Source organism: Streptomyces sp. CNQ085, assembly GCF_022614595.1.
Classification (GTDB): Bacteria; Actinomycetota; Actinomycetes; order Streptomycetales; family Streptomycetaceae; genus Streptomyces.
This window is the reverse complement of record NZ_JAJFAU010000171.1, coordinates 1-9,539: the sequence shown is the minus strand read 5'-3', so window position 1 is coordinate 9,539 and position 9,539 is coordinate 1. Positions and strand designations below refer to the sequence as shown.

Annotated in this window: 10 protein-coding genes; 5 read left to right on the top strand and 5 right to left on the bottom strand. The window is 73.0% G+C overall.

The window, feature by feature from the left end:
• Positions 1–57: 57 nt before the first annotated feature.
• On the bottom strand, positions 58–1,038 hold the full coding sequence (locus tag LJ221_RS21415; RefSeq protein ID WP_241718358.1) for a 4-hydroxy-3-methylbut-2-enyl diphosphate reductase: 981 nt from the start codon (positions 1,036–1,038) through the stop codon (positions 58–60).
• 93 nt (positions 1,039–1,131) lie between these two features.
• On the opposite strand from LJ221_RS21415, the gene xseA reads away from it, so the two are divergent.
• Both xseA and LJ221_RS21405 read left to right on the top strand, forming a co-directional pair.
• The gene (xseA, locus tag LJ221_RS21410) at positions 1,132–2,352 is read left to right on the top strand and encodes an exodeoxyribonuclease VII large subunit (protein WP_241718357.1); all 1,221 of its coding nucleotides are present in this window, start codon (positions 1,132–1,134) and stop codon (positions 2,350–2,352) included.
• A 40-nt stretch (positions 2,353–2,392) separates the two neighbouring features.
• On the top strand, positions 2,393–2,671 hold the full coding sequence (locus LJ221_RS21405) for an exodeoxyribonuclease VII small subunit (RefSeq protein ID WP_241718356.1): 279 nt from the start codon (positions 2,393–2,395) through the stop codon (positions 2,669–2,671).
• An 89-nt stretch (positions 2,672–2,760) separates the two neighbouring features.
• Here the strand turns inward: LJ221_RS21405 and LJ221_RS21400 are convergent, their stop codons facing one another.
• Positions 2,761–3,363 (bottom strand): DUF4245 domain-containing protein, encoded by a 603-nt coding sequence (locus LJ221_RS21400; RefSeq protein WP_374228526.1) that lies wholly within the window; start codon positions 3,361–3,363, stop codon positions 2,761–2,763.
• A 169-nt stretch (positions 3,364–3,532) separates the two neighbouring features.
• Between LJ221_RS21400 and glpX the strand changes: the two genes are divergently transcribed.
• Positions 3,533–4,567 (top strand): class II fructose-bisphosphatase, encoded by a 1,035-nt coding sequence (gene glpX, locus LJ221_RS21395; RefSeq protein ID WP_241718354.1) that lies wholly within the window; start codon positions 3,533–3,535, stop codon positions 4,565–4,567.
• 98 nt (positions 4,568–4,665) lie between these two features.
• Here the strand turns inward: glpX and LJ221_RS21390 are convergent, their stop codons facing one another.
• Together LJ221_RS21390 and LJ221_RS21385 are read right to left on the bottom strand one after the other, a co-directional pair.
• Entirely contained in the window at positions 4,666–5,025 is a 360-nt protein-coding gene (locus LJ221_RS21390) for a WhiB family transcriptional regulator (RefSeq protein WP_241718353.1), read from the bottom strand.
• A gap of 265 nt (positions 5,026–5,290) precedes the next feature.
• A complete protein-coding gene (locus LJ221_RS21385; protein ID WP_241718359.1) occupies positions 5,291–6,253 on the bottom strand; it encodes a hydrogen peroxide-inducible genes activator in 963 nt (320 codons plus the stop codon).
• Between the two features lie 191 nt (positions 6,254–6,444).
• On the opposite strand from LJ221_RS21385, the gene LJ221_RS21380 reads away from it, so the two are divergent.
• Both LJ221_RS21380 and LJ221_RS21375 read left to right on the top strand, forming a co-directional pair.
• On the top strand, positions 6,445–6,999 hold the full coding sequence (locus LJ221_RS21380) for a peroxiredoxin (protein ID WP_241718352.1): 555 nt from the start codon (positions 6,445–6,447) through the stop codon (positions 6,997–6,999).
• Between the two features lie 17 nt (positions 7,000–7,016).
• Positions 7,017–7,583, top strand: a complete 567-nt coding sequence (locus LJ221_RS21375; protein ID WP_241718351.1) for an alkyl hydroperoxide reductase — start codon at positions 7,017–7,019, stop codon at positions 7,581–7,583.
• A gap of 86 nt (positions 7,584–7,669) precedes the next feature.
• Here the strand turns inward: LJ221_RS21375 and LJ221_RS21370 are convergent, their stop codons facing one another.
• Positions 7,670–9,379 carry an ATP-binding SpoIIE family protein phosphatase gene (locus LJ221_RS21370; protein ID WP_241718350.1) on the bottom strand — a complete coding sequence of 570 codons (1,710 nt, stop codon included), beginning with the start codon at positions 9,377–9,379 and terminating at the stop codon, positions 7,670–7,672.
• Positions 9,380–9,539 lie beyond the last annotated feature (160 nt).

Sequence of the window (9,539 nt, the reverse complement as noted above, 5' to 3'; positions counted from 1 at the left end):
GCCCCCCGCCCCCGCCTGCGCGGAGGGCGGGGGGCGATCCGCGCGGCAGTCGGCCGGTTAGCCGGCGGCCTTGCGGTCGGCCTCGGTCCGCAGGTCCCGGCGCAGCTCCTTGGGGAGGGAGAAGATCAGCTTCTCCTCCATCGGCTGGACGACCTCCACGTCGCCGTAGCCGCGCTCGGCCAGCCACTCCAGGACGCCTTCGACCAGCACGTCCGGCACCGAGGCGCCCGAGGTGACGCCGACGGTGCCGACCCCCTCCAGCCATGCCTCGTCGATCTCCGAGGCGTTGTCGACCAGGTGGCCGGCCCCGGCGCCCGCGCCGAGGGCGACCTCGACCAGGCGGACGGAGTTGGAGGAGTTCTTCGAACCGACGACGATGACCAGGTCGGAGTCGGCGGCGACCTGCTTGACCGCGGTCTGCCGGTTCTGGGTGGCGTAGCAGATGTCGTCGCTCGGCGGGCTGACCAGCGCGGGGAACCGCTCCTTGAGCGCGTCGACCGTCTCCATGGTCTCGTCGACCGACAGCGTGGTCTGGGAGAGCCAGACGACCCTCGAGGGGTCGCGCACCTCGACGTTCTCCACGTCCCCGGGGCCGTCGACCAGTGTGATGTGGTCGGGTGCCTCGCCGCTGGTGCCGATGACCTCCTCGTGGCCCTCGTGGCCGATCAGGAGGATGTCGTAGTCGTCCTTCGCGAAGCGGACGGCCTCCTTGTGGACCTTGGTCACCAGGGGGCAGGTGGCGTCGACGGTCGCCAGCTTCCGCCGCTCGGCCTCCTCGTGGACGACCGGGGCGACCCCGTGGGCGGAGAAGATCACGATGGAGCCCTCGGGCACCTCCTCGGTCTCGTCGACGAAGATCGCGCCCTTCTTGCGCAGGGTCTCCACGACGTACTTGTTGTGGACGATCTCCTTGCGCACGTAGATCGGCGCGCCGTACTGCTCCAGGGCCTTCTCCACGGCGATCACCGCGCGGTCGACGCCCGCGCAGTAGCCGCGGGGCGCGGCGAGGAGGACCCGGCGTGCGGTCGTAGCAGTCATGGGGCCATCGTACGGGTCCCGTGCGCGGGCGTCCGGCGGGGCGGGACGGGCGAGACGGCCCCGGCTGTCGGCGGGTGCGGCTAGCCTCCTGGCATGGCTCTCAACACGTCGCCCGAGGCGCCGGTCCCCGTCGGCGAGGTGTCGCGGCTGATCGGCGGATGGATCGACCGGCTCGGCGCCGTATGGGTCGAGGGGCAGATCACCCAGCTCTCCCGGCGCCCCGGCGCGGGGATGGTGTTCCTGACCCTGCGCGACCCCTCTTACGACGTCTCGCTGACCGTGACCTGCTACCGCGCCGTCTTCGACAAGGTGGCGGACGTAGTGGGCGAGGGCGCCCGGATCGTGGCGCTGGGCAAGCCGGAGTGGTACGCGCCGCGCGGTCAGCTCTCCCTGCGGGTGGGCGAGATCCGCCCGGTGGGGATGGGCGAGTTGCTCGCGCGGCTGGAGCAGCTGAAGAAGTCGCTGGCCGCCGAGGGTCTGTTCGCGGCCGAGCGGAAGAAGCCGCTGCCGTTCCTGCCCGGTCTGGTCGGCCTGGTCACCGGCCGCGCCTCCGCGGCCGAGCGGGACGTGCTGGAGACGGCGCGGCAGCGCTGGCCCGCGGTCCGCTTCACCGTGCGCAACGTGGCCGTGCAGGGCGTGCACACGGTGACGCAGGTGATCGACGCGGTGCGGGAGCTGGACGCCGACCCGGCCGTGGACGTGATCGTCGTGGCCCGGGGCGGCGGCAGCGTGGAGGATCTGCTGCCCTTCTCCGACGAGCGGCTGGTGCGGGCGGTGGCCGACTGCGCCACCCCGGTGGTCTCGGCCATCGGGCACGAGCCGGACACCCCCCTGTTGGACCTGGTCGCCGACCTGCGTTCCCGCACGCCCACCCACGCCGCGAAGGACGTCGTGCCGGACGTGCGCGAGGAGCTGGAGCGGGTGCGGCAGCTGCGCGAGCGGGCGCTGCGGTCGGTCGGGGGAATGCTGGAGCGGCAGGAGCGGGGGCTGGCGGACACCATGAGCCGGCCGGTGATGGCCCGGCCGCACTCGATGGTGGCCGAGCGCGGGGAGCAGGTCGCGGCGGTGCTCGACCGCGCCCGTCGGACGTTCGGGCACCTGCTGGCGCAGGCCGAGGCGGAGCTGGTGCACACCGCCGCCCGGGTCGTCGCCCTCTCCCCCGCCGCGACGCTCGCACGCGGCTACGCGGTGCTGCAGCGGGCCGACGGAAGCGCGGTACGGGCGGCGCGGGAGGTGACCGACGGCGAACGGCTGCGCGCCCGGGTGGCCGACGGGGAGCTGACGGTGGTCGCGCGGCGCGGCGAGGAGGCGTGAGGGAGGCGCGCTGTCGGACCCCGGGCCTAGGCTGAGGCGCATGACGGACACGAGCACGGGCACCGCGGGCACCCCGCCGGCCGGGGAGATGGGCTACGAGCAGGCACGCGACGAGCTGGTCGCCGTGGTCCGCCGCCTGGAGGCGGGCGGTTCCACGCTGGAGGAGTCGCTGGCCCTGTGGGAGCGGGGCGAGGAGCTGGCCGCAGTCTGCCGCCGCCGGCTGGAGGGCGCCCGTGCGCGGCTGGACGCGGTGCTGGCCGAGGACGGGGAGGAAGCCGCCGGCGAGGGCGAGGAGGGGCCGGCGGACGGCCGGAAGTGACGGGACCGCCCCGGCCGGGGGCCCCTGGAGACCGGGCCGCCGGGCCGGGCCCCACCACCGGGCGGCCCGCGCCCCGGGACGGCTCCCGCTCAGTCCTTCCCGGGCGCCCCGGTCTCCAGGGGCTCCCCGGTTTCCCCGGCCCCCTCCGAAACCCTGACCTGCTCCGCCTCCAGTGCGTCGGCCAGTCGCGTGAGGCTCTCGAAGGACGCGGTGCCCGTCACCACCGTGGTCACCCCGGACTCCTGCCGGACCAGGGCGTCGTATTTCTCGCCCTCGTAGCGCTCCCACTCCTCGCCGCCGGCCGTCCGGGTGCGGTCGGCCGGTTCCGCCCCGTGGGTGACACTCCTGATGAACTTCTCCGGCTCGCCGTCGCTCTGCTCGACGGCCGCGTACTGGTCGTCCGGGTCCATGAAGCCCAGATGCCACACGGCCCCGAGGTCGCTCTGCCTCTTGTAGTCCACCGAGGTCGCGCGCCAGTCCCGGGGAAGGCCCACGGGCGCCGCCACCGGGTACGGCGCCGCGCGCCGCGCCGTGACCAGCTCCACGTCGTAGCTGATCGGACGCACCGGGTCCAGCGAGTCGTCATGCGGGACGAGCAGGTACACGAACCCCGCGCCCAGAAGGATCACCAGCAACGACAGCACCATGTCCCGGGCCGTCTGCCTACCGCGCTTGTTCTCCGTGCTTGACACGACTCCATCGTCCCCCATGCCCGTTTCCGTCCGGACCACCACCCCCGTCGTGCTCGTCCGTGGGGCAGTCTGCTCACCTTGCCACTGCGCCGGATAGGGTCGAAGGCACCCTCAACAATTCGGCCGTCGCGTTCGGACGCCGTACAGACGTGCAGAAAGGTGCGTCACGATGACCGATCACCACCACCTTCCCTCCCAGCTCGAGGTAAGCCCCGAGGCACCCGATCGCAACCTCGCCCTCGAACTCGTCCGCGTGACCGAGGCGGGCGCCATGGCATCGGGCCGCTGGGTCGGCCGCGGCGACAAGAACGGCGCGGACGGAGCGGCCGTCCGCGCGATGCGCACCCTGGTCTCCACCGTCTCGATGAACGGCGTGGTCGTCATCGGCGAGGGGGAGAAGGACGAGGCCCCGATGCTCTACAACGGCGAGCGCGTGGGCGACGGGACCGGCCCGGAGTGCGACGTGGCCGTGGACCCGGTGGACGGCACGACGCTGACCGCCAAGGGCATGGGCAACGCGGTGTCCGTGCTGGCCGTGGCCGAGCGCGGATCGATGTTCGACCCGTCGGCCGTGTTCTACATGGACAAGCTCGTCACCGGTCCGGAGGCGGCCGAGTTCGTCGACATCACCGCCTCGCCCTCGGTCAACATCCGCCGGGTCGCCAAGGCCAAGGGCGGCACGCCGGAGGACGTCACCGTCGTCATCCTCGACCGGCCGCGCCACGACGGCGTCGTCAGGGAGGTGCGGGAGTCCGGCGCCCGGATCAAGTTCATCTCCGACGGCGACGTGGCGGGCGCGATCATGGCCGTCCGCGAGGGTACGGGCGTCGATCTGCTGCTGGGCATCGGCGGCACGCCGGAGGGCATCATCGCCGCCTGCGCGATCAAGTGCCTGGGCGGCGTGATCCAGGGCCGGCTGTGGCCCAAGGACGACGAGGAGCGGCGCAAGGCCCTCGACGCGGGCCACGACCTGGACCGGGTCCTGACCACCGACGACCTGGTCAACGGCGACAACGTGTTCTTCGTCGCCACCGGCATCACCGACGGCGACCTGCTGCGCGGAGTGCGCTACCGGGCGGAGACGGCCACCACCCAGTCCCTGGTGATGCGGTCGAGGTCCGGCACCATCCGCCAGATCGACTCCACACACAAGCTGTCGAAGCTGCGCGCCTACAGCGCCGTCGACTTCGACCGGGCCCGCTGACGGGTACGGCGGCGGGCGTGTCAGCGGGCCCGCCGCCGTACGGGCGCGGGGGTACCGGTGCCGGGGGCCACGCCGAGCGGGGGAGCGGGCGGGAGCGGTCAGGCGATACGGGGCACCTGGGCCGACTGCCCCAGCTCGGCGTCGTGGCGACGGCGGCGGGCGAGTACCACCCTGCGCTCGGCCGCGGTCAGTCCGCCCCACACCCCGTACGGTTCGGGCTGGAGCAGCGCGTGCTCACGGCACTCGACGAGCACCGGGCAGCGCGCGCAGACCCGCTTGGCCGCCTGCTCGCGCGAAAGGCGCGCCGCCGTGGGCTCCTTGGAGGGCGCGAAGAACAGGCCGGCCTCGTCCCTGCGGCAGACCGCCTCGGAGTGCCACGGTCCGGTTTGCTCCCGCGAGGAGGCGCGCTGGACGGGGACGACGGCGGCCTGCGGAGACTGATGCGGCGTTTGCAGCACGGTCCACTCCTGACGACGGCTACGGCTGTTCGATCTTTCGATTGAGTCACCCTGACCCGCCTTGCTGCGCACGGCAGTTCGCGCTGCGGCCGTACGAGAGACGATGCCTCGGCTCTACCCACTGTGCGCACGCTTATGCATACGGTTGCGTACGGCCGGACAGCCCGCCGCGTACCCGCCCGGCGGCGGGCGGCGGCACGCACGGCAGTCGTGTGCGCAGCGTGACGTGCGGCGGGTCCGGCCGCGGCGCGAACCCGGCGCCGCGTCAGTCCACGATGCGCACCGGAAGCGGACGCATTGCCTCCCGCAAATCCTTGGCGAGCACCCCGAACTCCTCCCGCCGGGCCGTTCCCGCCCTCATCGCCAGGCCGATCCGCCGCGAGGGCTCGGGGTCGGCGAAGCACGCGGTCGCCAGCAGTTCGTTACGCTCAGCCTCCACGTGCAGCGAGGTGCGCGGCAGCAGCGTCACGCCCAGCCCGCCGGCGACGAGCTGAACCAGGGTGGACAGACCCGCCACGCTCGTGGTGGCCGGCACCCCCTCGGTGCGCCCGGCCTCCCGGCACACGTCCAGGGCCTGCTGGCGCAGGCAGTGCCCCTCCTCCAGGAGCAGCAGCTCCAGACCGCGCAGCGTCTCGCGGGGCAGGCCGCACCGGCCGGCCAGTTCGTGCCCGGCCGGGGTCACCAGCACGAAATCCTCGTCGAACAGGGGCTCCGTCTCCACCCCGCCGGCGCCCGCGGTCTGCGGCGCGCCGGGCGGTACCGCGAGCAGCAGCAGGTCGAGCCGCCCGGCCACCAGACCGTCGAGCAGCGAGGAGGTCCGCTCCTCGTGAACCCGCAGATCCAGCGCGGGGTAACGATCGTGAACGAGCCTCAGGACCGTCGGCAGCAGGTAGGGGGCGCAGGTCGGGATCACTCCCAGTCGCAGCGCGCCCGTGAAGGGGGCGCGCGCCGCCTCCGCCTCCTCCAGCAGCTCCTCCACCGCGTCCAGCACTGTCCGGGCTCTGGACGCCAGGCGCTCGCCCGCCGGGGACAGCAGTACCCTTCGCGTCGTACGCTCCAACAGCTTCACGCCCAGCGACTCCTCCAGTGCCGCGACGGCGCCCGAGAGGGCCGGCTGGCTCGTCCCGATCTCCGCGGCGGCCTCCCGGAAATGAAGGTTGTCGGCCACGGCCGCGAACGCCCTCAACTGGGACAGCGTGGGCCGGCGGGTCCGCCCGCCGTGCGGCACCGCCTCCTGGCGGGAGTATCTGCGGGGAGTCTGGCGCGGCCTGGGCGTCGGCAGGGTCACTGATAACCACCTCCGATCAATGCCAGTGAGTGTAGCTATTTCTGTGATCAATGCCGGCTATGGCAGTGTGGATCGCGTCCAGCCCTCAGGAAAGCCCCGTTACGGGCGTTCCCACGCAACAAGGAGCGAGCGTGCTCACTGTCGGTGACAAGTTCCCCGAGTTCGACCTGACTGCCTGTGTGGACCTCGACGCCGACAAGGCGTTCGAGCAGATCAACCAAAAGACGTACGAGGGCAAGTGGAAGGTCGTCTTCTTCTGGCCGAAGGACTTCACCTTCGTCTGCCCCACCGAGATCGCCGCCTTCGGCAAGCTGAACGAGGAGTTCGCCGACCGGGACGCCCAGATCCTCGGCGTCTCGGGTGACTCGGAGTTCGTGCACCACGCCTGGCGCAGGGACCACGCCGACCTGCGCGACCTGCCCTTCCCGATGCTGGCCGACCCCAAGCACGCGCTGATGCGGGCCTGCGGCGTCGAGGGCGAGGACGGCTACGCCCAGCGCGCCGTCTTCATCGTCGACCAGAACAACGAGATCCAGTTCACCATGGTGACCGCCGGTTCCGTCGGCCGTAACCCCAAGGAGGTCCTGCGGGTCCTGGACGCCCTGCAGACCGACGAGCTGTGCCCCTGCAACTGGTCCAAGGGCGAGGAGACCCTCGACCCGGTCAAGCTGCTCTCGGGCGAGTGAGGGACTGAGAGGACGACATGGCTCTCGACGAACTGAAGTCGGCCCTGCCGGCTTATGCCAAGGACCTCAAGCTCAACCTCGGCTCCGTGATAGGGAACTCCGACCTGCCTCGGCAGCAGCTGTGGGGCACGGTGCTGGCCTGCGCGATCGCCTCGCGTTCGCCGAAGGTGCTCACCGAGCTGGAGCCGGAGGCGAGGGCCAACCTCTCCCCCGAGGCGTACACCGCCGCCAAGGCCGCCGCGGCCGTCATGGCGATGAACAACGTCTTCTACCGCACCCGGCACCTGCTGTCGGACCCGGAGTACGGCACCCTGCGCGCGGGCCTGCGGATGAACGTCATCGGCAACCCTGGCGTGGACAAGGCCGACTTCGAGCTGTGGTCGCTGGCCGTCTCCGCGGTCAACGGCTGCGGGCAGTGCCTGGACTCCCACGAGCAGGTACTCCGCAAGGCTGGTGTGGACCGCGAGACGATCCAGGAGGCCTTCAAGATCGCCTCCGTCGTACAGGCCGTCGGCACGGTGCTGGACGCCGAGGCCACGCTGGCCGGAGCGCAGGCGGACGCCCCGGCCGCCGCCGCGGTCTGACGGGCCGTCGCGAACCCTCCGCGTGAACGCGACGGACCCCGCACCACCACTGGTGCGGGGTCCGTCGCGTTCGTCCCGCGGCCGCGCTACGGCATGGGCAGCTCGAACCAGACCACCTTGCCGGTGCTCAGCCTCGTCGCGCCCCAGCGCCGGGCCAGCCGGTTGACCAGGTACAGGCCCCGGCCGCCCTCGTCCGTCGCCCTGGCCTGCCGCAGCCTGGGCAGCTGCGGCACATCGTCGCCGACCTCGCAGCGCAGCGTGTCGGTGCGCAGCAGCCGCAACGTGACGGGCCGCTCGGCGTAGCGGACCGCGTTGGTCACCACCTCGCTGACCAGCAGCTCCACGGAGTCCGTCAGCTCGTGCAGCTCCCAGCGCTCCAGCGCCCGACGGGCCAGGCGGCGGGCCTGGCGCGCGGTCTGGGCGCGCGGGTCGAGGTACCAGTAGGCCACGTCGCTGGGCGGGATGCCGTCGAAGCGGGCCGCCAGCAGCGCGATGTCGTCGTCCCGGTCGCCGGGACCGAGGATGTCCAGCACCTCGTCGCAGAGAGGCTCCAGCGGCGGCGGGGTGTCGGGCCGGGTCAGCCCGGCGGTGTCGGTGAGCTTCTCGCGCAGCTGCTCGATGCCGGTCCACACGTCCCGGTGGCGGGACTCCACCAGGCCGTCGGTGTAGAGCAGCAGGGTGGCGCCGGCCGGGGCGTCCAGCTCCACCGCCTCGAAGTCCACCCCGCCCACCCCGATGGGCGCCCCGGCCGGGACGCGCAGCACCTCGGCGTGGCCGTCGCGGTGCAGCATCACCGGCGGCGGATGTCCGGCGTTGGCCACCACGATCCGGTGGGCCACGGGGTCGTAGACGGCGTACAGGCAGGTCGCCATGCGGTCGCTGCCCAGCCGCTGGGCCTGCTCGTCGAGGTGGTGCAGCACCTCCTGCGGCGGCAGGTCGAGCCCGGCCAGGGTCTGCGCGGTGGTGCGCAGCTGGCCCATGATCGCCGCGGAGGTCATGGAGTGGCCCATGACGTCTCCGACGACCAGGGCCACCCGGCCGCCGGGCAGCGGTATCGCGTCGTACCAGTCGCCGCCCACCCGGGCGGTCTCGGCCGCCGGGAGGTAGCGGCTGGCCAGCGTCACCCCGGTGGGGTGGGGCAGCTCGTCGGGGAGCATGGTGCGCTGGAGCTCGTCGGCGATGTACGCCTCGCGTCCGTAGAGCACCGCCTTGTCCACGCCCAGCGCGGTGTGCGTGGCCAGTTGCGCGGCCACCAGCAGGTCGTCGCCCTCGAAGGCGGCCCGGTCCGGGCGGCGCAGGAAGACGGCCGCGCCGATGACCCGGCGGCGCCCCCGCAACGGGGCGAGGATCGCCCGGCGTCCGGCCGGGATCTCACGGGCGGGGCCGAGCAGTTCCGGCAGCGCCTCGCGGACGGTGGGCGCGTCGCCGAAGACCGGGCGCACCCCGCGCAGCACCTCGGCCAGCGGGCCGCCGCCACGCACCTCGATCAGCTCCGGCGTCCCGCTCGCGGCACCCTCCGGCGGGGCGGTGAGCAGGGGCAGCGGAAACTCCCCGGTGTCGGAGGGGTCGGCGTCGGCGGACGCCGGTGCGGCGTAGTCGGGCAGCCGGTCGGTGCGGCGCAGCCGCAGCAGGAAGGGCCCGCTGGGCCGCTCGTCCCCCACCGGCAGCGGGTCGCGCAGATAGACCAGGATCGCGTCCGAGAACGCCGGGACGCTGGCCCGGCACAGCCCGAGCACGGTCTCGTCCAGATCGACGCCGCGGGCGATCCGCCGGGTGGCGGCCCCCACGAAGCGCAACCGGTCGCCTCCGCGCCGCTCCCGCTCGGCCCGCTCGTCCGGTTCGTCCGGCCCTTCCGCGCCGGGGCGGGCGCAGCCGTGTGGTGAGAAGGCGGCGTTCCCCGCCGGGGACGGTCAGCCGGTGCCGGGAGGCGGCGATCTCGGAGCCGGAGGTCCAGAC